General features: G+C 61.6%; 24 protein-coding genes. 13 read left to right on the top strand and 11 right to left on the bottom strand.

The features are described from left to right. Nucleotides 1-7: 7 nt before the first annotated feature. From hpf to CDO35_RS02875, 7 genes are all read right to left on the bottom strand, one after another. Entirely contained in the window at nucleotides 8-316 is a 309-nt protein-coding gene (hpf, locus tag CDO35_RS02905) for a ribosome hibernation-promoting factor, HPF/YfiA family (protein WP_003459233.1), read from the bottom strand. A gap of 93 nt (nucleotides 317-409) precedes the next feature. Then, nucleotides 410-1903 (bottom strand): RNA polymerase factor sigma-54, encoded by a 1494-nt coding sequence (locus CDO35_RS02900; RefSeq protein WP_099522489.1) that lies wholly within the window; start codon nucleotides 1901-1903, stop codon nucleotides 410-412. 136 nt (nucleotides 1904-2039) lie between these two features. Continuing rightward, nucleotides 2040-2765, bottom strand: coding sequence for an LPS export ABC transporter ATP-binding protein (gene lptB, locus CDO35_RS02895; protein ID WP_013714100.1), 726 nt, complete (start codon nucleotides 2763-2765; stop codon nucleotides 2040-2042). Continuing rightward, entirely contained in the window at nucleotides 2765-3304 is a 540-nt protein-coding gene (lptA, locus tag CDO35_RS02890; RefSeq protein WP_021488070.1) for a lipopolysaccharide transport periplasmic protein LptA, read from the bottom strand. The genes lptB and lptA overlap by 1 nt, the downstream gene beginning before the upstream one ends. Next, nucleotides 3291-3857 (bottom strand): LPS export ABC transporter periplasmic protein LptC, encoded by a 567-nt coding sequence (lptC, locus tag CDO35_RS02885; protein WP_099522488.1) that lies wholly within the window; start codon nucleotides 3855-3857, stop codon nucleotides 3291-3293. The genes lptA and lptC overlap by 14 nt, the downstream gene beginning before the upstream one ends. An 8-nt stretch (nucleotides 3858-3865) precedes the next feature. Next, nucleotides 3866-4387 (bottom strand): KdsC family phosphatase, encoded by a 522-nt coding sequence (locus CDO35_RS02880; RefSeq protein ID WP_099522487.1) that lies wholly within the window; start codon nucleotides 4385-4387, stop codon nucleotides 3866-3868. Further along, nucleotides 4387-5361 carry a KpsF/GutQ family sugar-phosphate isomerase gene (locus CDO35_RS02875; RefSeq protein WP_099522486.1) on the bottom strand — a complete coding sequence of 325 codons (975 nt, stop codon included), beginning with the start codon at nucleotides 5359-5361 and terminating at the stop codon, nucleotides 4387-4389. The genes CDO35_RS02880 and CDO35_RS02875 overlap by 1 nt, the downstream gene beginning before the upstream one ends. Before the next feature lie 243 nt (nucleotides 5362-5604). On the opposite strand from CDO35_RS02875, the gene CDO35_RS02870 reads away from it, so the two are divergent. From CDO35_RS02870 to hisC, 10 genes are all read left to right on the top strand, one after another. Next, nucleotides 5605-6414, top strand: a complete 810-nt coding sequence (locus CDO35_RS02870) for an ATP-binding cassette domain-containing protein (protein ID WP_099522485.1) — start codon at nucleotides 5605-5607, stop codon at nucleotides 6412-6414. Further along, nucleotides 6414-7211 (top strand): lipid asymmetry maintenance ABC transporter permease subunit MlaE, encoded by a 798-nt coding sequence (gene mlaE, locus CDO35_RS02865; protein WP_099522484.1) that lies wholly within the window; start codon nucleotides 6414-6416, stop codon nucleotides 7209-7211. The genes CDO35_RS02870 and mlaE overlap by 1 nt, the downstream gene beginning before the upstream one ends. Then, entirely contained in the window at nucleotides 7211-7681 is a 471-nt protein-coding gene (gene mlaD / locus CDO35_RS02860; RefSeq protein WP_017678927.1) for an outer membrane lipid asymmetry maintenance protein MlaD, read from the top strand. Before mlaE ends, mlaD begins: the two co-directional genes overlap by 1 nt. 14 nt (nucleotides 7682-7695) lie before the next feature. Continuing rightward, nucleotides 7696-8328 carry an MlaC/ttg2D family ABC transporter substrate-binding protein gene (locus CDO35_RS02855; protein ID WP_099522483.1) on the top strand — a complete coding sequence of 211 codons (633 nt, stop codon included), beginning with the start codon at nucleotides 7696-7698 and terminating at the stop codon, nucleotides 8326-8328. After that, complete coding sequence (locus CDO35_RS02850) at nucleotides 8325-8633, top strand: STAS domain-containing protein (protein ID WP_099522482.1); 309 nt, start codon at nucleotides 8325-8327, stop codon at nucleotides 8631-8633. Before CDO35_RS02855 ends, CDO35_RS02850 begins: the two co-directional genes overlap by 4 nt. 117 nt (nucleotides 8634-8750) lie before the next feature. Next, nucleotides 8751-8990, top strand: a complete 240-nt coding sequence (locus CDO35_RS02845; RefSeq protein ID WP_003459267.1) for a BolA family protein — start codon at nucleotides 8751-8753, stop codon at nucleotides 8988-8990. A 22-nt stretch (nucleotides 8991-9012) separates the two neighbouring features. Next, on the top strand, nucleotides 9013-10278 hold the full coding sequence (gene murA / locus CDO35_RS02840; RefSeq protein WP_099522481.1) for a UDP-N-acetylglucosamine 1-carboxyvinyltransferase: 1266 nt from the start codon (nucleotides 9013-9015) through the stop codon (nucleotides 10276-10278). Between the two features lie 176 nt (nucleotides 10279-10454). Next, complete coding sequence (hisG, locus tag CDO35_RS02835) at nucleotides 10455-11090, top strand: ATP phosphoribosyltransferase (RefSeq protein WP_099522480.1); 636 nt, start codon at nucleotides 10455-10457, stop codon at nucleotides 11088-11090. A gap of 125 nt (nucleotides 11091-11215) precedes the next feature. Further along, nucleotides 11216-12526 carry a histidinol dehydrogenase gene (gene hisD / locus CDO35_RS02830; RefSeq protein WP_099522479.1) on the top strand — a complete coding sequence of 437 codons (1311 nt, stop codon included), beginning with the start codon at nucleotides 11216-11218 and terminating at the stop codon, nucleotides 12524-12526. Nucleotides 12527-12657: 131 nt separating this feature from the next. Beyond that, entirely contained in the window at nucleotides 12658-13710 is a 1053-nt protein-coding gene (hisC, locus tag CDO35_RS02825; RefSeq protein ID WP_099522478.1) for a histidinol-phosphate transaminase, read from the top strand. 77 nt (nucleotides 13711-13787) lie between these two features. On the opposite strand, the gene CDO35_RS02820 is transcribed toward hisC, so the two are convergent. From CDO35_RS02820 to algW, 3 genes are all read right to left on the bottom strand, one after another. Beyond that, nucleotides 13788-14507, bottom strand: coding sequence for a DUF4198 domain-containing protein (locus CDO35_RS02820; RefSeq protein ID WP_099522477.1), 720 nt, complete (start codon nucleotides 14505-14507; stop codon nucleotides 13788-13790). A gap of 13 nt (nucleotides 14508-14520) precedes the next feature. Then, nucleotides 14521-16602 carry a TonB-dependent siderophore receptor gene (locus tag CDO35_RS02815; protein WP_099522476.1) on the bottom strand — a complete coding sequence of 694 codons (2082 nt, stop codon included), beginning with the start codon at nucleotides 16600-16602 and terminating at the stop codon, nucleotides 14521-14523. Between the two features lie 87 nt (nucleotides 16603-16689). After that, nucleotides 16690-17832: a Do family serine endopeptidase AlgW gene (gene algW / locus CDO35_RS02810; protein ID WP_099522475.1), complete on the bottom strand. Its 1143-nt coding sequence runs from the start codon at nucleotides 17830-17832 to the stop codon at nucleotides 16690-16692. Between the two features lie 110 nt (nucleotides 17833-17942). On the opposite strand from algW, the gene CDO35_RS02805 reads away from it, so the two are divergent. From CDO35_RS02805 to cysN, 3 genes are all read left to right on the top strand, one after another. Next, nucleotides 17943-18701, top strand: a complete 759-nt coding sequence (locus CDO35_RS02805; protein WP_099522474.1) for a Nif3-like dinuclear metal center hexameric protein — start codon at nucleotides 17943-17945, stop codon at nucleotides 18699-18701. 132 nt (nucleotides 18702-18833) lie between these two features. Beyond that, a complete protein-coding gene (cysD, locus tag CDO35_RS02800) occupies nucleotides 18834-19751 on the top strand; it encodes a sulfate adenylyltransferase subunit CysD (protein WP_099522473.1) in 918 nt (305 codons plus the stop codon). Between the two features lie 12 nt (nucleotides 19752-19763). Then, the gene (gene cysN, locus CDO35_RS02795; RefSeq protein WP_099522472.1) at nucleotides 19764-21659 is read left to right on the top strand and encodes a sulfate adenylyltransferase subunit CysN; all 1896 of its coding nucleotides are present in this window, start codon (nucleotides 19764-19766) and stop codon (nucleotides 21657-21659) included. A gap of 199 nt (nucleotides 21660-21858) precedes the next feature. Here cysN and CDO35_RS02790 read toward each other — a convergent pair whose 3' ends face one another. Beyond that, on the bottom strand, nucleotides 21859-22290 hold the full coding sequence (locus CDO35_RS02790; protein ID WP_099522471.1) for a Z-ring associated ZapG family protein: 432 nt from the start codon (nucleotides 22288-22290) through the stop codon (nucleotides 21859-21861). Nucleotides 22291-22346: the final 56 nt, after the last annotated feature.

Below are 22346 nucleotides of genomic sequence, written 5' to 3'. Positions count from 1 at the left end.
GGGAATGTCAGCGGGCCGTGGCGCCTTGCAGGCGTTCGAGCTGCTTTTCCTTGTGCTTGATGAGTTGACGGTCGAGTTTATCGGCCAACAGGTCGATGGCAGCGTACATGTCCTGATGTTCGGCGTTGGCGACGACTTCGCCGCCGGCGATGTGCAGGGTGGCTTCGATCTTCTGCTTGAGTTTTTCGACCTCCATGGTCACCTGTACGTTGGTGATCTTGTCGAAGTGGCGTTCCAGTCGGCCCAGTTTCTCGCCGATATAGTCACGCAGGGCGTCGGTCACATCCAGCTGATGTCCACTGATGTTGACTTGCATACCGCTTTCTCCTTGTTGCCTTGTGTAAGAGACGGACTCCATGAGAATCCGCCACCGGAACACGTTGGCTTGGAGGCAGGTCGCCTCCTTGGCCTACATCAGTCGCTTGCGTTCGCTGGAGGGCGCTATACCGAGGGATTCACGGTATTTGGCAACCGTCCTGCGGGCGACTTGGATGCCTTGTGCCTCCAGTAAACCAGCGATCTTGCTGTCGCTCAACGGCTTTTTCGCGTTTTCTGCTGCGACCAGTTTTTTGATGATCGCGCGGATCGCGGTGGACGAGCATTCGCCGCCTTCGGAGGTGCTGACGTGGCTGGAGAAGAAATATTTCAGCTCGTAAATACCACGCGGAGTGTGCATGAATTTCTGCGTGGTAACGCGTGAAATGGTCGACTCGTGCATACCCACCGCCTCGGCGATGTCATGCAATACCAGAGGCTTCATCGCCTCGTCGCCGTAGTCGAGGAAGCCACGCTGGTGCTCGACGATCTGCGTGGCTACCTTCATCAGCGTTTCGTTGCGGCTCTGCAGGCTCTTGATGAACCAGCGGGCCTCTTGCAACTGGTTGCGCATGAAGGTGTTATCGGCACTGGAATCGGCGCGTTTGACGAAGCCGGCATACTGCGGGTTGACGCGCAGGCGCGGCATCGCCTCCTGATTCAGTTCCACCAGCCAGCGTTCGTTGTGCTTGCGCACGATCACGTCGGGCACGACGTATTCCGGCTCACTGGATTCGATCTGCGAACCCGGACGCGGATTCAGGCGCTGGATCAGGTCGATGACCTGGCGCAGTTCGTCTTCCTTGAGTTTGGTGCGCCGCATCAGTTGGGCGTAATCGCGGCTGCCAAGCAGTTCCAGGTAATCACCGACCACGCGCTGGGTTTCGTTCAGCCAGGGGGTGTTGGCGGGCAGCTGACGCAGTTGCAGGAGCAGGCACTCGCGCAGATCACGGGCGCCGATACCCGCAGGTTCGAACTGCTGGATGCGGTGCAGCACCACTTCCACTTCGTCCAGTTCGATATCCAGCTCGGGGTCGAAGGACTCGGTCACTTCCTCGAGGGTTTCTTCGAGGTAGCCGTCGTTGTTGATGCAGTCGATCAGGGTGGCCGCGATCAGGCGATCCTTGTCCGACATGGGCGCCAGGTTCAGTTGCCAGAGCAGGTGGCTGTGCAGACTTTCGCCGCTGGAGGTGCGGGTGGTGAAGTCCCACTCGTCATCATCGTTGCTGGGCAAGCTGCTAGCGCTGGTCTGGTAGATGTCTTCCCAGGCGGTGTCGACTGGCAGCTCGTTGGGAATGCGCTCGCCCCAGTCGCCTTCTTCCAGGTTATCCACAGTCGGGGTGGTTTCCTGGTAGCTCTCTTCCTTGTTCGGGGTCGGAGTGGCGCTTTCGGCGCCATCAGCCATTGGATCGCTGTTGTCGAAGTCGTCGCCTTCTTCCTGGCGCTCGAGCATGGGATTGGACTCCAGCGCCTCCTGGATTTCCTGTTGCAGGTCCAGAGTAGACAGTTGGAGGAGGCGGATAGCCTGTTGCAGCTGCGGGGTCATCGTCAGCTGCTGGCCCATCTTGAGGACTAGCGATGGTTTCATTGCAGACCTTAATTTACTGGCGAGTTACGCCTTCCACATCAGGGCGCCGAAGCGCCGCCAGGAAGCAAATTATATGCCTGAATTTCTCGTTTTTGCCTAGGGGTTGCAATATTTCTGTAGCGAAATAGCGGGCGACCTACAGGCGGAACTCGTGGCCCAGGTATACCTCTTTCACCGTCTGGTTGGCGAGGATGGTCTCGGCGTCACCTTCGGCGATCAGTTGCCCATCGTTGACGATGTAGGCGGTTTCGCAGATGTCCAGGGTTTCGCGCACGTTGTGATCGGTGATCAGAATGCCGATGCCCTTGGTCTTGAGGTGATGGATGATCTGCTTGATGTCGCCAACCGAAATCGGGTCGACACCGGCAAAGGGTTCGTCGAGCAGAATGAACTTGGGGTTGGTCGCCAGGGCTCTGGCAATCTCTACGCGACGTCGCTCACCGCCGGATAGGCTCATGCCGAGGCTGTCGGCGATATGGTGGATATGGAATTCCTGCAGCAGGTTTTCCAGCTCCGCCTGGCGTCCGGCGCGGTCCAGGTCCTTGCGCGTTTCGAGAATGGCCATGATGTTGTCGGCCACCGACAGTTTGCGGAAGATCGACGCTTCCTGCGGCAGGTAGCCGATGCCCGCGCGAGCGCGGCCATGCATGGGCTGATGACTGACATCGAGGTCGTCGATAAGCACGCGGCCTTGGTCGGCGCGCACCAGGCCGACAATCATGTAGAAGCAGGTAGTCTTGCCGGCACCATTGGGGCCGAGCAGGCCAACGATCTGACCGCTTTCGATGCTCAGGCTGACGTCACGCACGACCTGGCGGCTCTTGTAACTTTTCGCCAGGTGTTGGGCTTTGAGAATGGCCATTACTGCTGCTGATCCGCGGGTTTGTTCTTCGGTTGGATGACCATGTCGATACGCGGGCGCGGTGTGCTGACGTTGCCGCCTGTAGCGCGACCGGCGTTTACGATCTGGCGGCGGGTGTCGTAGACGATCTTCTCGCCTTCGAAGGTATTGCCCTCCTGAATCACCTTGGCCTGGTCAATCAGTACGATGCGCTCATTGCTGGCGAAGTACTGGATGGTCTTGCCGTAGGCCTTGACGATGTCCTTGTCCACAGCCGGCTTCTGCTCGTAGTAGGCCAGGTTGCCGACCGATGTGAAGACGTCGATGTCGCCACTGGCGGTCTGGGTGATGGTGACAGTGTCGCCCGTGATCTTCAGGGTGCCCTGAGTGATGATCACATCGCCGCGGTAGACGGCTACACCTTGTCGGTCATCCAGTTCTGCGCTGTCGGCCTGGATGCGAATCGGTTGATCGCGATCCGATGGCAGTGCCCAGGCAGCCGCGCTTCCCAATGCGGCGCCGAGGCTGAGAATCAGGGGGAGGGTATTAACGAACCTCATGCTGGCCTCTTACGTTGGACTGCAGGAGCATCCTGCCGTCATTCAAGTACGCTTTCATTCCTTGTGCCGTGGTTACCCCGTTGGCCGCGACGATTCTAACGGCTTGCTCGGTCTGCGCATATTCCTTGTCAGGAATAACGGTCATGCGGCTGCTGGTGATGATGGTTGGACGGTTCTTGGCGTCGGTGCGGGCGATGCGCACGTCGTCGATCAGTTCTACCTCGACGCCGCCGGGCGAGACTTCGGCACGCTGACTGGTGACTTCCCAGGGCAACTCGGTGCCGCGATATAGCTTCAGCTTGGGGGTATCGACCAGGGTGATATCGGTGCTTTTGATGTGTTCGAGCTTGTCCGCGGTCATGCGGTAGTGCAGTTTGCCGTCATCCTGGAACTGCACGGTACGCGCGCCTACCGCATAGAAGTCGACGACGTTGTCATCGCTGGCCTGCTGGGTCAGGCGCGCGCTGTCCGGGGCAAGGTTCCAGTAACCGAGTGCGGCCACGACGACTGCAATCAGAGCAAAGATCAGGGTATTGAGGATTTTACGCGGCATGCTGTTCTCTACAGGTAGGCGGCATGGGCCGCATCCAGTGTGCCTTGGGCACGCATGATCAGTTCGCAGAATTCCCGCGCCGCACCATCACCGCCGCGCGCCTGGGTTACGCCGTGGGCATGCTGGCGGACGAAGCTGTCGGCGCTGGCCACGGCCATGCCCAATCCGACACGGCGAATCACCGGAAGGTCCGGCAGGTCGTCACCAAGATAGGCGACCTGTTCATAGCTTAGGCCGAGTTCGGCGAGCAGGCCGTCGAGTACCACGAGTTTGTCTTCACGACCCTGGAACAGGTGCTGGATGCCCAGGTTGTTGGCGCGGCGCTCCACCACTGGTGTCTTGCGGCCGCTGATGATGGCCGTGCGCACGCCCGAGTTGATCAGCATCTTGATACCGTGGCCGTCGAGTGTGTTGAAGGTCTTGAACTCGCTGCCGTCTTCGAGAAAGTACAGGCGGCCGTCAGTCAACACGCCATCGACGTCGAAGATCGCCAGTTTCACGGCGCGTGCGCGTTGCAGTAGTTCGTTCATTACATCACTCCCGCGCGCAGCAGATCGCCGAGGTTGAACGCGCCGATCGGGCGATCATTGCCGTCGACTACCACCAGGGCGCTGATCTTGTTGTCTTCCATGATCTTCAGGGCTTCGGCGGCGAGCATCTCGGCGCGAATGGTCTTGCCATGCAGCGTCATCACGTCATCGATCCGGGCGTCGCGTACATCGATGCCCTTGTCCAGTGCGCGGCGCAGGTCGCCATCGGTGAAGATCCCGGCCAGATGGCCATCAGCCTCCAGGACGGTGGTCATGCCCAAGCCTTTCTGGGTCATTTCCAGCAGGGCGTCACGCAGGCTGGTGCCGCGGGTGACTTGAGGCAGGCTTTCGCCGCTGTGCATCACGTTCTCTACCTTGAGCAGCAGGCGCCGGCCAAGGGCGCCGCCCGGATGGGAGAAGGCGAAGTCTTCGGCGGTGAAGCCGCGCGCTTCGAGCAGGGCGATAGCCAGGGCGTCGCCCAGTACCAGGCTGGCAGTGGTCGAGGAAGTGGGGGCCAGGTTCAACGGGCAGGCCTCCTGCGAGACGCGTGCATCCAGATTGACCTCGGCGGCCTTGGCCAGCGGCGACTCAGGGTTACCGGTCATGCTGATCAGGCGGATACCGAGGCGCTTGATCAGTGGCAGCAGGGTAACGATCTCGGCGGTCGAGCCAGAGTTCGACAGTGCCAGAACGATGTCGTCCTTGGTGATCATACCCATGTCGCCATGGCTGGCTTCTGCCGGGTGGACAAAGAACGACGTGGTACCGGTGCTGGCCAGAGTTGCAGCGATCTTGTTGCCGATATGCCCGGACTTGCCCATGCCAACCACGACCACGCGGCCCTTGCAGCTGAGAATCAGCTCGCAGGCCTTGATGAAGTCGGCATTGATACGGGGCAATAGCTCCTGCACCGCTTCAATTTCGAGGCGGATGGTGCGCTGCGCGGAATCAATCAGGTCGCGGGTCTGGTTCATTGAGTAAGGCTGTCGGGCGAAAAAAGACGGGGATTATAAACGGAAAAGCTTCCCGCGCTCACCCTCGGTGCAACGAGCCAACGTCGAAACTGTCGCAAGTCTGAACGCCGCTTTGGGGCGCTATTGGGCGGCATGTTCGGCAAATGCTATAGTTCGCGGCCATTTTGGCCCTCTCTGGATGGTGCGTGTCTTCGCTTCTGGAGGCGGCGTCTGCCAGGAAGGCCTTATTTTCAAGGAGTTCAGATGAGCGCCGAGCACGAGTACGCGATCGAGTTGCAGGGCGTCAGCTTTCAGCGTGGCGCGCGATCGATTTTCGACAAGGTCGATATCCGCATTCCGCGCGGCAAGGTCACCGGCATCATGGGCCCCTCCGGCTGCGGCAAGACCACGCTGCTGCGCCTGATCGCTGCCGAGCTACGTCCTTCTGCAGGCGATGTTCGCGTCGACGGCGTCAGTCTGCCGAAGCTCTCGCGCGACGAACTGTTCGATATGCGCAAGCAGATGGGCGTCCTGTTCCAGAGCGGCGCGCTGTTCACCGATCTCGATGTGTTCGAGAACGTGGCATTCCCTCTGCGCGTACACACCAAGCTTCCTGAAGAAATGATCCGCGACATCGTCCTGATGAAACTGCAGGCCGTTGGCTTGCGCGGGGCGCTGGATCTGATGCCGGACGAGCTATCTGGCGGCATGAAGCGCCGTGTCGCGCTGGCTCGAGCCATCGCTCTGGATCCGCAGATTCTGCTGTATGACGAGCCGTTTGTCGGCCAGGATCCCATCGCCATGGGTGTTCTGGTGCGCCTGATCCGCCTGCTCAACGATGCACTGGGGATCACCAGCGTGGTGGTGTCTCACGACCTTGCAGAAACGGCCAGCATCGCCGACTACATCTATGTCGTCGGTGATGCTCAGGTGTTGGGGCAGGGCACTCCGGCCGAGTTGATGGAGTCGGATAATCCACGTATTCGTCAGTTCATGAAGGGCATTCCGGATGGGCCGGTGCCGTTTCATTTTCCAGCGCTGGACTATCGCGAAGATCTGTTGGGGAGAGGTTGATGCGCAGAAATTCACCGCTCGAACGGCTGCGGCTGTTCGGTCGTGCGGGTATCGATGTGGTCGCGACGCTGGGGCGCTCTGTCCTGTTTCTGGTCAGTGCGCTGTTCGGGCGCAGCCGTGCCGGCAAGCCTTTGCAGCTGTTGATCAAGCAACTGTTCGCGGTTGGCGTCATGTCGCTGGCGATCATCGTTGTGTCCGGCATCTTCATCGGCATGGTGTTGGCCCTGCAGGGCTACAACATTCTGGTCAGCTATGGCTCCGAACAGGCTGTTGGGCAGATGGTCGCCCTGACTCTGCTGCGTGAACTTGGCCCGGTGGTGACCGCGCTGCTGTTCGCCGGCCGCGCTGGCTCGGCGCTGACTGCCGAAATCGGCAACATGAAGTCCACCGAGCAGCTCTCCAGCCTGGAGATGATTGGCGTCGACCCGCTCAAGTACATCGTCGCGCCGCGGCTGTGGGCCGGCTTCGTCTCGATGCCGCTGCTGGCGATGATCTTCTGCGTGGTCGGCATCTGGGGTGCGGCCATGGTCGCCGTGGATTGGCTGGGCGTTTACGAGGGCTCGTTCTGGTCGAACATGCAGAACAGTGTTTCCTTTTATGACGACGTGCTCAACGGGGTGATCAAGAGCATCGTCTTCGCCTTCGTGGTGACCTGGATCGCCGTATTCCAGGGCTACGACTGTGAACCCACTTCCGAAGGCATCAGCCGTGCGACCACGCGCACCGTGGTGTACGCCTCGCTGGCCGTGCTTGGCCTGGATTTCATTCTGACCGCTTTGATGTTTGGAGATTTCTGATGCAAAACCGCACGCTGGAGATTGGTGTCGGCCTGTTCCTCATGGCCGGTGTGCTGGCCCTGCTGTTGCTGGCCCTGCGCGTCAGCGGCCTGAGCGTCGGCAGTGCTGGCGATACCTACAAGGTCTACGCCTATTTCGACAACATCGCCGGGCTGACCGTGCGCGCCAAGGTCACCATGGCCGGCGTGAGCATCGGCAAGGTCACTGCGATCGATCTGGATCGTGATAGCTACATGGGCCGGGTGACCCTGGAGCTCGATGGTGGCGTCAATAACCTGCCTGAGGATTCCACTGCGTCGATCCTGACTGCGGGGCTACTCGGTGAGAAATACATCGGCATCAGCGTTGGTGGTGACGAGGAGGTGCTCAAGGACGGCAGCACCATTCACGACACGCAGTCCTCGCTGGTGCTGGAAGACCTGATTGGCAAATTCCTGCTCAATTCGGTCAATAAAGATGAAGCCAATTGATGAGGGCTCCTGACATGTTCAAAATCGTGCGTAATTCCCTGCTGGTGTTGCTGGCTACCATGCCGCTGCTGGCCACCGCTGCGCCAAGCGCCCATGAAGTGGTGCAGCAAACCACCGACACCCTGCTGGCTGACCTCAAGGCCAACAAGGAGCAGTACCGCAGCAATCCCAATGCCTTCTACGACTCGCTCAACGAGATTCTCGGCCCAGTGGTGGATGTCGATGGCATCGCCCGTGGCGTGATGACCGTGCGCTACTCGCGCCAGGCCTCGCCTGAGCAGATGAGCCGCTTTCAGGAGAACTTCAAGCGCAGCCTGATGCAGTTCTATGGCAATGCCTTGCTCGAGTACAACAATCAGGACATTCGCGTGCTGCCGGCCAGCGGCAGAGCCGAAGGCGAGCGCACCTCGGTCGGCATGGAGATTCGCGATGGCAAGGGCGTGGTCTACCCGCTGTCCTACACCATGGTGTCGATGGATGGCGGCTGGAAGTTGCGTAACGTGGTGATCAACGGCATCAACGTCGGCAAGTTGTTCCGCGATCAGTTCGCTCAGTCGATGCAGAACAACCGCAACGATCTCGACAAGGTCATCGACACCTGGGCCGATACCGTGGCCAGGGCTCGTCAGGCTCGGGGCGAGTCGTGAGTCAGGCGACCATCAGCGAGCGCGCTGCCGGGCAATTGCAGCTCAGTGGCGTGCTCGATTACAGCACCGGCCCGCTGCTGCGTGAGCAGGGCGCGCGCCTGATCGCCGCCAGCAGTGCTAAAAGCCTGGCGCTCGATTGCAGCGCGGTGGAAAAGTCCAGCAGCGTCGGTCTGGCGCTGTTGCTGGCGTTCATGCGTGATGCACGCAAGGCAGGGCGTGAGCTGACAATCAGTGCGCTGCCCGACGACATGCGTGAGATCGCTCAGGTCAGCGGCCTGCTGGAGTTGCTACCGCTGCAAGCGTGAAGCGCTTCCCGTCGTTCCGTCAGCACCGGTGTTGGCGGGGTTCGCAGGCGGGAGGCTTTTTTGTATCATGGCCGACCCGCGGGCTCAGGTGCCCGAATGCGTCAGTCGAGGTCGAGCATGCAGGCTGCAGAAGTAAAAAGCCTCCTAGAGGAAAAACTCCCGAATACCCAGGTGGAAGTCGAAGGCGAAGGCTGCAACTTCCAGCTCAACCTGATCAGCGACGAACTGGCCGCCCTCAGCCCGGTCAAGCGTCAGCAGCAGATCTATGCCCACCTCAATGCCTGGATCGCTGATGGCAGCATCCACGCCGTGACCATGAAATTCTTCAGCCAGGCCGATTGGGCCGCGCGTTCCTGAGCCTGCGGGCGACGAGATTCCTATGGATAAACTGATCATTACCGGCGGCGCTCGCCTCGATGGCGAAATCCGCATTTCCGGTGCGAAAAACTCTGCTCTGCCGATTCTGGCGGCCACCCTGCTGGGCGACGCCCCCGTCACCATCTGCAACCTGCCGCACCTGCACGACATCACCACCATGATCGAGCTGTTCGGCCGTATGGGCATCGAGCCGGTGATCGACGAGAAGCTGGCGGTGGAAGTTGATGCGCGTGCGATCAAGACCCTGGTCGCGCCTTACGAGCTGGTAAAAACCATGCGCGCCTCGATTCTGGTGCTCGGCCCCATGGTCGCCCGTTTCGGTGAGGCCGAGGTGGCGCTGCCCGGTGGTTGCGCGATCGGTTCGCGTCCGGTCGATCTGCACATCCGTGGCCTCGAGGCCATGGGCGCGATCATCGATGTCGAAGGTGGCTACATCAAGGCCAAGGCCCCGGAGGGCGGCTTGCGCGGGGCGCATTTCTTCTTCGACGTAGTCAGCGTGACCGGTACCGAGAACATCATGATGGCCGCGACCCTGGCCAAGGGCCGCAGCGTGCTGGAAAACGCCGCGCGTGAGCCTGAGGTGGTCGACCTGGCCAACTGCCTGATCGCCATGGGCGCGAAGATCCAGGGCGCCGGCACCGATACCATCATCATCGACGGCGTCGAGCGCCTGCACGGTGCACGTTTCAACGTCATGCCCGACCGTATCGAAACTGGCACCTACCTGGTCGCCGCCGCCGTTACCGGTGGTCGGGTCAAGGTCAAGGACGCCGACCCTTCGACGCTGGAGGCCGTGCTGGCCAAGCTGCAGGAGGCTGGCGCCGAAGTCACTACCGGCCCGGACTGGATCGAGCTGGACATGAAGGGCAAGCGCCCGAAAGCCGTCAACCTGCGCACCGCTCCCTATCCGGCGTTCCCCACCGACATGCAGGCGCAGTTCATCGCCCTGAACGCGGTGGCCGAAGGCACTGGTACCATCATCGAAACCGTGTTCGAAAACCGTTTCATGCACGTCTACGAGATGCTGCGCATGGGCGCCAACATCCTGGTCGAAGGCAATACGGCCGTGGTTACCGGGGTCGACAAGCTCAAGGGCGCACCTGTGATGGCGACCGACCTGCGCGCCTCGGCGAGCCTGGTGCTGGCCGCGCTGGTGGCTGACGGCGATACGCTGATCGACCGCATTTACCACATCGACCGTGGTTACGAGTGCATCGAAGAGAAGCTGCAACTGCTCGGCGCCAAGATCCGCCGCGTTCCGGGTTGATGGCGATCTGCTGCGCGTCGGTCCTGCTGCGTTAAAAACAGGCTCGGAATGCTCATTTACAACTTGTAAACTCCGCTTCCTCGCCTGTTTTTGCCTTGCATGACTCTAGCTCGCGAGATCGCAGATAGTGTGGCCACCCCTCTCGGGAGGCCGCTTCCGCTCAAGGAAACCGTTTCATGTTGACCATCGCCCTGTCCAAAGGCCGCATTCTCGATGACACCCTGCCGTTGCTGGCCGCCGCGGGCATCGAGCCGACCGAGAATCCGGACAAGAGCCGCAAGCTGATCATCCCGACCACTCAGGATGACGTGCGCCTGCTGATCGTGCGTGCCACCGATGTGCCGACCTACGTCGAGCATGGTGCGGCCGACCTCGGTGTGGCGGGCAAGGACGTGCTGATGGAGTACGGCGGCCAGGGCATCTACGAGCCGCTGGATCTGCAGATCGCCAAGTGCAAGCTGATGACGGCTGGCAAGGTCGGTGCGCCGGAGCCGAAAGGCCGCCTGCGCGTGGCCACCAAGTTCGTCAACGTCGCCAAGCGTTACTACGCCGAGCAGGGCCGTCAGGTCGACATCATCAAACTGTACGGCTCGATGGAACTGGCGCCGCTGGTGGGCCTGGCCGACAAGATCATCGACGTGGTCGACACCGGCAACACCCTGTGTGCCAACGGCCTGGAACCGCAGGAACTGATCGCCACCATCAGCTCGCGGTTGATCGTCAACAAGGCCTCGATGAAGATGCAGCACGCGCGCATCCAGGCCCTGATCGATACCCTGCGTGGCGCCATCGAGGCGCGACACCAAGGCTGATTCCTCACCGCGACTTCTGGTCGCGGCAGCCTATCCGTGTCATAGCCATTTTTCTTGGGTGCCCGCACGGTGGGCTTGCTACATTACGGGCGCCCGAGAACACGCCATTTAATGAGGCTTTCGCTATGACCGCACCCGTTGCCATCCGCCGACTCAACGCTGCCGACACGGACTTTGCGCGTCATCTGGATCATCTGCTGTCCTGGGAAAGTGTCTCCGACGATGGCGTCAACCAGCGCGTGCTGGAAATCATCCAGGCCGTGCGTGAGCGCGGCGATGCCGCCCTGGTCGAATACACCCAGCGTTTCGATGGTCTGCAGGTCGCTTCCATGGCCGACCTGATCCTGCCGCGCGAGCGCCTGGAACTGGCCCTGACCCGAATCAGTGCCGAGCAGCGCCAGGCACTGGAAGTGGCCGCCGAGCGGGTGCGCAGCTACCACGAGAAGCAGAAGCAGGACTCCTGGCGCTACACCGAAGCCGACGGCACGGTGTTGGGGCAGAAGGTCACCCCGCTGGATCGCGCCGGCCTCTACGTGCCGGGCGGCAAGGCGTCCTACCCGTCCTCGGTGCTGATGAACGCCATTCCGGCCAAGGTCGCCGGCGTGCCGGAAGTGGTAATGGTGGTGCCGACCCCGCGCGGTGAGATCAACGAGATCGTTCTCGCTGCTGCCGCCATCGCCGGCGTCGATCGTGTGTTTACCATCGGTGGCGCCCAGGCTGTGGCCGCGTTGGCCTACGGCACCGAGAGCGTGCCGCCGGTGGACAAGATCGTCGGTCCGGGCAATATCTATGTGGCCACCGCCAAGCGCCATGTGTTCGGCAAGGTGGGCATCGACATGATCGCCGGCCCGTCGGAGATCCTCGTGGTCTGTGACGGCCAGACCGATCCGGACTGGATCGCCATGGATCTGTTCTCCCAGGCCGAGCACGATGAGGACGCCCAGTCGATTCTGGTCAGCCCGGATGCCGCCTTCCTCGACCGCGTCGCTGAAAGCATCGCCAAGCTACTGCCGACCATGGAGCGGGCCGAGATCATCCGTACTTCGCTGGAGGGGCGCGGTGCCTTGATCCAGGTGGCGGACATGGAGCAGGCCATCGAGGTGGCCAACCGTATCGCGCCCGAGCACCTGGAGCTGTCGGTCGCCGACCCGGAAGCCTGGCTGCCCGAGATTCGCCACGCCGGTGCGATCTTCATGGGCCGCTACACAGCAGAAGCCCTGGGCGACTACGTGGCGGGCCCGAATCACGTGCTGCCGACATCTGGCACCGCGCGGTTCTCCTCGCCGCTGGGTGTGTATGACTTCCAGAAGCGCTCGTCGATCATCTTCTGTTCGCCGGATGGTGCGTCGGAGCTGGGCAAGAGCGCCTCGGTGCTGGCCCGTGGCGAGTCGCTGACCGCGCATGCGCGTAGCGCCGAGTACCGTATCAAGCCCTGAGCGTAGGGTGCGCCGTGCGCACCTTGTGAATGTTTTGGTGCGCACGGCGCACCTTACGGGATCGCGCTTTGCAGGTTGAACGAAGCGTTATCCATCGCCCCATGCAACGTATTTCGAGGAGAGAAGGGCAGATGAGCAAATTCTGGAGCCCCTTCGTCAAAGACCTGGTGCCCTATGTACCAGGTGAGCAGCCCAAGCTGAGCAAGCTGGTGAAGCTCAATACCAACGAGAACCCTTATGGCCCGTCGCCCAAGGCCATTGCGGCGATGCAGGCCGAGGTCAACGACAACCTGCGTTTGTACCCGGACCCCAACAGCGATCGCCTGAAGCAGGCAGTGGCTGACTACTATGGCGTGCAGACCAACCAGGTGTTCGTCGGCAACGGCTCTGACGAGGTGCTGGCGCACGCGTTCCATGGCCTGTTCCAGCATGACGCGCCTTTGCTGTTCCCGGATATCAGCTACAGCTTCTATCCGGTTTATTGCGGCCTGTACGGTATCGAGCAGCAGCAGGTGCCGCTGGACGAGCAGTTCCAGATCCGCGTGGAGGATTACGCCAGGCCGAACGCTGGCATCATCTTCCCCAACCCCAATGCTCCGACGGGTTGCCTGCTGCCGCTCGACGCCATTGAGCGCTTGCTGCAAGGCAGCCCGGATTCGGTAGTGCTGGTTGATGAGGCCTATATCGACTTCGGTGGGCAGACGGCCATCGCCCTGGTCGACAAGTACCCGAATCTGCTAGTCACCCAGACCCTGTCCAAGTCGCGCTCGCTAGCTGGGCTACGCGTCGGCATTGCAGTCGGCCACCCGGATCTGATCGAAGCGCTGGAGCGAATCAAGAACAGCTTCAACTCCTACCCGCTCGATCGCATGGCCATCGCCGGTGCAGCCGCAGCGTTCGAGGACCGTGATTATTTCGAGAAAACCTGCCAGCAGGTGATCGAGAGCCGTGAGGCAGTTGTCGCCGGTTTGCAGGGGCTGGGTTTCGAGGTGCTGCCTTCGGCGGCGAACTTCGTCTTCGCCCGTCATCCGGGCAAGGATGCAGCGACTTTGGCCGCGGGCCTGCGTGAGCAGGGCGTGATCGTGCGTCACTTCAAGCAACAGCGCATCGCCCAGTTCCTGCGTATCACCATCGGTACGCCGGAGCAGAACCAGGCACTGCTGGATGCGCTGCGTGGGCTGTAATCGATACGAGCCATAGCAAGGCCGGTGACGCGTGAGCGTCACCGGCTTTTTTCATGGCACGGTGCACGGCGTTGCGGTTACTCGTGGTGCGGCTGGCCGAGGAAGGTCAGTGAGGTGAACAGACCACGGCTCTCGATATTTAGGTCGTTCTCTACCGGTACGTAGACCGAGGCGCTGATGATGTTCAGTGCCTCGTTGCGCACCGTTATCTGGGCGCGACCCTCGGCATCGGTTACCGCGCTGACCTGATGCGGTGCGCCGCGATAGTCGCCGACCAGCTCTACGCCTGCCATCGGCTTGCCGTCCACCAGCACGCGCACCGGCAGCGGCTTGCCTGGGCCGACCTTGAGCGGGTCGGTTTCCGGCACTATGACCATCTTCAGGTGTTCGAGCGCAGGCAGCTTGGCGTCTTCTGAGTAGATCGCCAGGCTGTATTTGTAGGTGTGCAGCGACTGGGTCGAGTTCGCCACCTGGCTGCGGCCCAGGTTGATCCATTGGCCTTCCGGGGTCTTCGACCAGGCGCCATTGTCCAGCGCGACACCGAGTACGGCGGGTTTCTTCAAAGGTTGCAGGCGGGCGTGGTCGGCCAGACGTTCGACGGTCACCGGAATCATTCGACCCGCTGCGTCATAGGCCCAGGCGCCGCTGATCTTTTCCGCCTTGAAGGCATCATCCTCGGCACCGTGGCCGTAGACGACTTCGATATTGCCGCGGCGCTCCTCGGTCCAGAGGCCGTGAGCGAGAGCGCTGCTGCTGGCGAACAGGCCGGCGAGAAGCAGGTAGGCAGGAATACGCATGTGAATCTCCGATTCAAAGGTTGAGGGTCAGGCTGACGCTGAGATTGCGAGGGTCGCCGGGCATTACCCAGACGTTGTTGAACGAGCGCTCGTAGTACTTGCGATCGAACAGGTTGTTGAGGTTCAGGCCCAGGTTCAGGTCCTTGGTGGCCTGCCAGCGCGCCAGCAGATCGACCGTGGTATAGGCCGGCAGCTCGAAATCGCTGCCGGTCTGCCCGGAGCGATCACCGACGTAGTTGACTGCTGCGCCGAGTTCCGAGCCCTGCAGCGAGCCACCCTGGAACTGGTAGACGCTCATCAAACTGGCGCTGTTGCGGGCGATGCCGAGCAGGTCACTTCCTTCGGGAATGCTGTTGTCCTTGGTCACCTCAGCATCGATGTAGGCGTAGGCGCCGATCACACGTAGGGCATCGGTGAGCTGGCCGCTGACCTGCAGGTCCAGACCCTGGCTGCGCGCCTTGCCGGCGGCGATGCTGTCGCCGGGGTTGTTCGGGTCGGCAGTCAGCACGTTTTCCTTGTCGATATGGAACAGTGCCACGGTGGCGCCGAGGCGGCTGTCGAGCAGGTCGAGCTTGAGGCCGGTTTCATAGCCGAGGCCCTTCTCTGGTTTGAACACCTGGCCCTGAGCGCCGATGGCATTGGGTTTGAACGACATCGAGGCATTGGCGAACACGCCGACCTCTGGCGTCAGCTGATAGAGCACGCCCGCGCGCGGGGTAGCGACATCCTTGCTCTGCTCGTTACTGACACGGGTACTGCGGTTCAGTGCGGTTTGCTCGAAACGCTCCAGACGCACGCCGAGCAGGCCGCTCCAGCGCTCGTTGAAGCTGATTTGATCCTGCAGGTTGAGGGCGAAGCTTTCGGTGTGCTCGTGGAAATCGTTGGGATTGACGATAGGCGGCTTGGGCTGACCATAGATCGGGTTGTAGATGTCCTGGCCATAGCCCAGGCCGGTAACGCTTTGCGGGTACTTCTGGCTGTTGCGATAGTTCTCGTATTCCAGCCCAAGTAGCGTCTGATGTTGCCAACCGGTCAGTTCGAACTGCCCATGCAGCTCGGCCTGGGTGATGCTGTCATTCCATTCGAAGTTGCGCTCGCGATAGAAGCGCGTGACCTGATCGCCAACCAGGCGCGATGGTTCGGAGCTGTTGCCGTCCAGCGTGCCCTGGCTGTAATGGCTGGCCAGGCGCAGTTTCCAGGCATCGTTCAGAAAATGCTCAAGGCTGATCTGCAGTAGCTGGTTGTCGTTGCGGATCTTGCCGTCGTTGGGCTCGCCGAGAAAGGTCGAGTGCTTGACCGCGCCCATCTTGCCGTCGACGGCGGGAATGCCGCGGTCGAACACCGAGTCGGTGCGGGAAAATTCGCTGTCGATCATCAGCAGGGTGTCGGGCGACAGCTGCCAACTGAAGGTCGGGTTGATGATCTGTCGCTGGTTGCCAACGTGATCGCGAAAACTGCCGTTGTCTTCGACTGCCAGGTTGACCCGCGAAAGCAGGGTGCCGTCCTCGTTCAGCGGTGTGTTGACGTCGAGACTGCTGCGGTAGCGATCCCAGCGCCCGGCGCTGGCTTTGAATTGAGTGAAGGGCTCCAGTTGCGGGCGCTTGGTGACGATGTTGACCAGCCCGCCGGGATCGCCGCGGCCGTAGAGGGCGGCGGCCGGTCCTTTGAGCACTTCCAGACGCTCGATGGCTGATGCGTCCGGCGAGCTGTAGCTGCCGCGGTTGATGGCGAAGCCATTGCGATACAGCTCGCCGGTGGTGAAGCCACGCACGCTGTAGTTGAGAAATGTCAGGCCGCCGAAATTGTTCTGCCGGGAGACGCCGCCTGCGAAATCCAGGGCGCGGTCGATACGGCCGCTGCCGAGATCGTCCAGCACCTGGGCGGGGACTACGCTGATGGCCTGGGGAATCTCGCTGATTGGGGTGTCGGTGCGAGTGGCGCTGGATGAACGCTTGGCGCGGTAGCCCTGCACCGGCCCGTCGGCTTGTTCACCGGACGCGCTGATGATGCTGTCAGCCAGTTGGGCGGGAGATTCGGCGGCGAGAGCGCAGGGTGTTAACAGGCTGCCGGCAAGCAAGGCGGTAGTGACGCGCAAGGGGGAGTCTCCGGATGATTGCAGTTAATGTAATAACATTACAATAACCTCAATCGAGAAAAGTTCCCACTTGAAAATGCTCGCCGATCAGTTGCCGTTAACGGGAGGGCGAATGCCGATCTCGGCGCTCAGCTCCAGCGATTTGCCGTTGCGCAGCACCTCGATGCGAATCTTGTCGCCAGGCTTGGTGCGCGCGACCTGGTTCATCGAACGCCGGCCGTCGCTGGCCGCTTCGCCGTCGATGCTGAGAATCAGGTCGCCAGGCTGCAGGCCGGCTTTCTGTGCCGGGCCGTCGCGATAGACCCCGGCTACGACAATGCCGGGGCGGCCATCGAGGCCGAAGGACTCGGCCAGTTCCGGCGTCAGTGGTTGCACCTCGACACCCAGGTAGCCGCGAATCACCTGACCATGTTCGATGATCGCCTGCATCACTTCCATCGCCAGTTTCACCGGTATGGCGAAGCCGATGCCCTGCGAGCCGCCGGACTTGGAGAAGATCGCGGTGTTGATGCCAACCAGATTGCCGTGGGCATCGACCAACGCACCGCCGGAGTTGCCCGGGTTGATTGCCGCATCGGTCTGGATGAAGTCTTCGTAGGTGTTGAGGCCCAGCTGGTTGCGCCCGGTGGCGCTGATGATGCCCATGGTCACGGTCTGGCCGACGCCGAAGGGGTTGCCGATGGCCAGGGTGACATCGCCGATGCGAATCCTGTCGGAGCGCCCGAGGGTGATCGCCGGGAGATTGGGCAGGTCGATCTTCAAGACTGCGAGGTCGGTTTCCGGGTCGTTGCCGATCACCCGGGCCAGGGTTTCGCGGCCATCCTTGAGGGCGACGACGATCTGGTCGGCACCGCTGACCACGTGATTGTTGGTCAGCAGGTAGCCTTCACGGCTCATCAGCACGGCCGAACCCAGGCTCGATTCCATGCGCTGCTGACGGGGCAGGTTGTCACCGAAGAAGCGGCGGAAGGTCGGGTCTTCGAACAGCGGATGGGTTGGTTTGCTCACCAGCTTGGTGGTGTACAGGTTGGCCACTGCAGGCGAGGCGGTGTCGACGGCTTCGGCGTAGGATACCGGGCCTTCCTGCAGGCGGCTGTAGAGCGGGGCCTGCACCAGTTGCACTTCCTGGCGTGGCAAACCGACCCATTCCGGGTAGCGCTGGATCAGCAGGAGTGCGAGCAGCACGCCAACCAGCAGGGGCCAACCGAGAAAACGCAGTGCCTGGGGCATCGAGACAATCCTGAGGGTTGCGGGGGCCAAATCCGGCCCTTAAGGTGGCGCATTATAATGAGGTGCTCGCCAATTAGGCAGCGGCCCGCAACAGCTTGTGAGGAATCTTCATGGCCATTGCCCTGACCACGCTAGTGGAAGAAGCTGACGCTTTTCTTAATGCGTCGCGCATCAGTGATTACTGCCCCAATGGCCTGCAGGTCGAGGGTCGCCCGCAGGTCCGCCGCATCGTTAGCGGCGTTACCGCCAGTCAGGCGCTGATCGAGGCTGCGATCGAGGCCGAAGCCGATGTGCTGCTGGTGCATCACGGCTATTTCTGGAAGGGTGAGAACCCCTGTGTCACTGGCATGAAGCAGCGTCGCCTGAAAGCGCTGCTGGCCAACGACATCAGCCTGCTGGCCTATCACCTGCCATTGGATGTGCACCCCGAGGTGGGCAACAACGTGCAGCTCGCACGGCAGCTGGGCATCGTCGTCGAAGGGCCGTTGGAGCCGGAAAATCCGCGTACCGTTGGCCTCGTCGGCTCGCTGACCGAGCCCATGAGCGCCGTCGATTTCGCCCGCCACGTGCAGCAGGTGCTCGGGCGTGAGCCGCTGCTGGTGGAGGGCGAAGGGCTGATCCGTCGCGTCGGCTGGTGCACCGGTGGTGGGCAGGGCTACATCGACCAGGCTGTGGCGGCCGGGGTCGACCTGTACTTGACCGGCGAAGCCTCGGAGCAGACCTTCCACAGTGCGCGCGAGAATGGCGTGAGCTTCATAGCCGCGGGCCATCATGCCACCGAGCGCTATGGCGTGCAGGCACTGGGCGATTATCTGGCGCGTCGCTTCGCCCTCGAGCACCTGTTCATCGACTGCCCCAATCCGGTCTGAATCATCCAGACGGGCAGGCATAACACTAGAACGTTTCGATCTAACCGGCGCCCTGAGTATAAGCAGGTGCTGTGGTAGAGTGCGCGCTCGTCCACGGCCCGCCGGCCCCATAACAGCAATCCGTGAGTAGCCATGCTCGACAAATTGACCCATCTCAAGCAGCTGGAGGCGGAAAGCATCCACATCATTCGTGAAGTGGCCGCCGAATTCGATAATCCGGTGATGCTCTATTCCATCGGTAAGGATTCAGCCGTGATGCTGCATCTGGCCCGTAAGGCATTCTTCCCAGGCAAGCTGCCGTTTCCGGTGATGCACGTCGACACCCGCTGGAAATTCCAGGAGATGTACAGCTTCCGCGACAAGATGGTCAGCGAGATGGGCCTGGACCTGATCACCCACATCAACCCCGATGGTGTGGCGCAGGACATGAACCCCTTCACCTACGGCAGTGCCAAGCACACCGACGTGATGAAGACCGAAGGCCTCAAGCAGGCGCTGGATAAGTACGGTTTCGACGCCGCCTTCGGTGGCGCGCGCCGCGACGAAGAAAAGTCGCGCGCCAAGGAGCGCGTGTACTCCTTCCGTGACAGCAAGCACCGCTGGGACCCGAAGAACCAGCGCCCGGAGCTGTGGAACGTATACAACGGCAAGGTCAAGAAGGGCGAGTCGATCCGCGTCTTCCCGCTGTCGAACTGGACCGAACTGGACATCTGGCAGTACATCTATCTGGAGCAGATTCCAATCGTGCCGCTGTACTTCGCTGCCGAGCGCGAAGTGATCGAGAAGAACGGCACGCTGATCATGATCGACGACGAGCGCATCCTCGAGCACCTGTCCGATGAGGAGAAGGCGCGCATCACCAAGAAGATGGTGCGTTTCCGTACCCTCGGCTGCTACCCGCTGACCGGCGCGGTGGAGTCCACGGCACTGACTTTGCCCGAAATCATCCAGGAGATGCTCCTGACCCGTACTTCCGAGCGCCAGGGCCGCGTGATCGATCACGACGCCGCCGGGTCGATGGAAGAAAAGAAACGTCAGGGCTATTTCTGAGGATCGCGCACCATGAGTCACCAATCCGATTTGATCGGCCAGGACATTCTCGCTTACCTGGCCCAGCACGAGCGCAAGGAACTGCTGCGCTTTCTTACCTGTGGCAACGTCGACGACGGCAAGAGCACGCTGATCGGCCGCCTGCTGCATGACTCCAAGATGATCTACGAGGATCATCTGGAAGCCATCACCAAGGATTCGAAGAAAGTCGGTACTACCGGCGATGACATCGACCTGGCACTGCTGGTCGATGGCCTGCAGGCCGAGCGCGAGCAGGGCATCACCATCGATGTGGCTTACCGCTATTTCTCTACCGCCAAGCGCAAGTTCATCATCGCCGACACTCCCGGCCATGAGCAGTACACGCGCAACATGGCCACCGGCGCCTCGACGTGCGACCTGGCGATCATCCTGATCGACGCCCGCTACGGCGTGCAGACCCAGACCAAGCGCCACAGCTTCATTGCCTCCCTGTTGGGCATCAAGCACATCGTCGTGGCCGTCAACAAGATGGATCTGAAGGACTTCGATCAGGGCGTGTTCGAGCAGATCAAGGCCGACTACCTGGCCTTCGCCGAGAAGATCGACCTGCGTCCGACCACCCTCGAGTTCGTGCCGATGTCGGCGCTCAAGGGCGACAACGTGGTCAACAAGTCCGAGCGCTCGCCGTGGTACACCGGCCAGTCGCTGATGGAAATCCTCGAGACCGTCGAAGTCGCTGGCGACCGCAACTTCGATGACCTGCGCTTCCCGGTACAGTACGTCAACCGTCCGAACCTGAACTTCCGTGGCTTCGCCGGTACCCTGGCCAGCGGCATCGTGCGCAAGGGCGACGAGGTACTGGCCTTGCCGTCGGGCAAGAGCAGCCGGGTCAAATCCATCGTCACCTTCGAGGGCGAACTGGAACATGCCGGGCCGGGCCAGGCCATCACCCTGACCCTGGAAGACGAGATCGACGTGTCGCGCGGCGACATGCTGGTGCATGCCGACAACCGTCCGCAGGTCACAGACAGCTTCGAGGCCATGCTGGTATGGATGGGCGAGGAACCGATGCTGCCGGGCAAGAAATACGACATCAAACGCGCCACCAGTTATGTGCCGGGCTCGATCCCGAGCATCGTTCATCGCGTCGATGTGAACACCTTGGAGCAGGGCGCGGCCAGCGAGCTCAAACTCAACGAAATCGGCCGGGTCAAGGTGGCGCTGGATGCACCGATCGCCCTGGACGGTTACGAATACAACCGCACCACGGGTGCCTTCATCATCATCGACCGCCTGACCAACGGTACCGTCGGTGCCGGCATGATCATCGCCGCTCCGGTCGCTCATGGTGGTGGTCAGCATGGCCGTCTGGCGCACGTGTCGACCGAGGAGCGTGCTTCGCGCTTCGGCCAGCAACCGGCCACCGTGCTGTTCACGGGCCTCTCCGGTGCCGGCAAGAGCACCCTGGCCTATGCCGTGGAGCGCAAGCTGTTCGACATGGGGCGCGCGGTGTACGTGCTCGATGGCCAGAACCTGCGCCACGATCTCAATAAGGGTCTGCCGCAGGATCGCGCCGGCCGCGCCGAGAACTGGCGTCGTGCCGCGCATGTGGCGCGTCAGTTCAACGAAGCCGGGATGATTGCCCTGGCCGCCTTCGTCGCCCCGGATGCAGAAGGGCGTGAGCAGGCCAAGGTGCTGATCGGTCGTGAGCGTGCGCTGACCGTTTATGTGCAGGCGTCGCCGCAGATTTGTGCCGAACGTGATCCGCAGGGGCTGTACGCGGCCGGTGGTGACAATATCCCAGGCGAGGGCTTCCCTTACGACGTGCCGCTGGATGCCGATCTGGTGATCGACACCCAGTCGCAATCGGTCGACGAGGGCGTCAAGGCGGTGCTGGATCTGCTGCGTAGTCGCGGCGCGATCTGACATTCGCGATGCTGCATGATGAGCCCCGCTTATTAGCGGGGCTCATCGTTTGTGGGGTGCCTTTTTTAGGAGCGAATTCATTCGCGATATGGGCTTACGATGATCGCGAATGAATTCGCTCCTACCGTCCCGCGTAGCCCACAACCGCGCCCAATAAAAAGCCCCGCAATCGCGGGGCTCGGTGTTTCTGGCTGGCGGGTTACTTCTTAAGCCCGTAGCTCTCATCCAGCATGCCGGGGCCGTCGCTTTTCGGCGCGTAGTCCTTGGGCATTTCGTGGTTCTTCGGCGGGGTCAGGCGCTCGCGCTTCTCGCCTGTCTCGGTGCTATTCAGGGTGGCCAGCAGGCGTTGACGAGTCAGCTCGTCCAGGGCCAGGCGGTTGGCGCCGTCGGACAGGTGCTCCTGCACGTCCTGATAGCTCTGGGTGAGTTTCTTCACCAGGCTGGCGGTGGTGTTGAAGTGGGTCACCACTTCGCTCTGGTAGGCCTCGAAGCGTGCCTGCATTTCATCCATCTGCCGCTGCGTACGGCCCGGTGCAGCATTGGGGGCCAGGCGGGCGAGCAGAAAGCCCACGGCGATGCCGACCACCAGGGTCAGGGCGGGTATCAACCAGGCTGTAACGGTCTGTTCCACGAGTCCTTCCTCTCAAAACGGCTTTGCTTTACGTTAGCGGCTCGAACCTGCGCTGT

Source organism: Pseudomonas sediminis (assembly GCF_002741105.1).
GTDB lineage: Bacteria > Pseudomonadota > Gammaproteobacteria > Pseudomonadales > Pseudomonadaceae > Aquipseudomonas > Aquipseudomonas sediminis.
The sequence above is the reverse complement of the archived record's forward strand: the minus strand, read 5'-3'. Positions and strand labels throughout refer to the sequence as shown.

Coding starts and splice junctions, on each gene's coding strand:
- hisG (WP_099522480.1), top strand. CDS start 10,455: ATGTTGACCATCGCCCTGTCCAAAGGCCGCATTCTCGATGACACCCTG.
- cysD (WP_099522473.1), top strand. CDS start 18,834: ATGCTCGACAAATTGACCCATCTCAAGCAGCTGGAGGCGGAAAGCATC.
- CDO35_RS02805 (WP_099522474.1), top strand. CDS start 17,943: ATGGCCATTGCCCTGACCACGCTAGTGGAAGAAGCTGACGCTTTTCTT.
- CDO35_RS02880 (WP_099522487.1), bottom strand. CDS start 4,387: ATGAACGAACTACTGCAACGCGCACGCGCCGTGAAACTGGCGATCTTC.
- algW (WP_099522475.1), bottom strand. CDS start 17,832: ATGCCCCAGGCACTGCGTTTTCTCGGTTGGCCCCTGCTGGTTGGCGTG.
- hpf (WP_003459233.1), bottom strand. CDS start 316: ATGCAAGTCAACATCAGTGGACATCAGCTGGATGTGACCGACGCCCTG.
- mlaD (WP_017678927.1), top strand. CDS start 7,211: ATGCAAAACCGCACGCTGGAGATTGGTGTCGGCCTGTTCCTCATGGCC.
- CDO35_RS02875 (WP_099522486.1), bottom strand. CDS start 5,361: ATGAACCAGACCCGCGACCTGATTGATTCCGCGCAGCGCACCATCCGC.
- lptC (WP_099522488.1), bottom strand. CDS start 3,857: ATGCCGCGTAAAATCCTCAATACCCTGATCTTTGCTCTGATTGCAGTC.
- murA (WP_099522481.1), top strand. CDS start 9,013: ATGGATAAACTGATCATTACCGGCGGCGCTCGCCTCGATGGCGAAATC.
- hisD (WP_099522479.1), top strand. CDS start 11,216: ATGACCGCACCCGTTGCCATCCGCCGACTCAACGCTGCCGACACGGAC.
- lptB (WP_013714100.1), bottom strand. CDS start 2,765: ATGGCCATTCTCAAAGCCCAACACCTGGCGAAAAGTTACAAGAGCCGC.
- lptA (WP_021488070.1), bottom strand. CDS start 3,304: ATGAGGTTCGTTAATACCCTCCCCCTGATTCTCAGCCTCGGCGCCGCA.
- CDO35_RS02845 (WP_003459267.1), top strand. CDS start 8,751: ATGCAGGCTGCAGAAGTAAAAAGCCTCCTAGAGGAAAAACTCCCGAAT.
- mlaE (WP_099522484.1), top strand. CDS start 6,414: ATGCGCAGAAATTCACCGCTCGAACGGCTGCGGCTGTTCGGTCGTGCG.
- CDO35_RS02820 (WP_099522477.1), bottom strand. CDS start 14,507: ATGCGTATTCCTGCCTACCTGCTTCTCGCCGGCCTGTTCGCCAGCAGC.
- CDO35_RS02900 (WP_099522489.1), bottom strand. CDS start 1,903: ATGAAACCATCGCTAGTCCTCAAGATGGGCCAGCAGCTGACGATGACC.
- CDO35_RS02855 (WP_099522483.1), top strand. CDS start 7,696: ATGTTCAAAATCGTGCGTAATTCCCTGCTGGTGTTGCTGGCTACCATG.
- hisC (WP_099522478.1), top strand. CDS start 12,658: ATGAGCAAATTCTGGAGCCCCTTCGTCAAAGACCTGGTGCCCTATGTA.
- cysN (WP_099522472.1), top strand. CDS start 19,764: ATGAGTCACCAATCCGATTTGATCGGCCAGGACATTCTCGCTTACCTG.
- CDO35_RS02870 (WP_099522485.1), top strand. CDS start 5,605: ATGAGCGCCGAGCACGAGTACGCGATCGAGTTGCAGGGCGTCAGCTTT.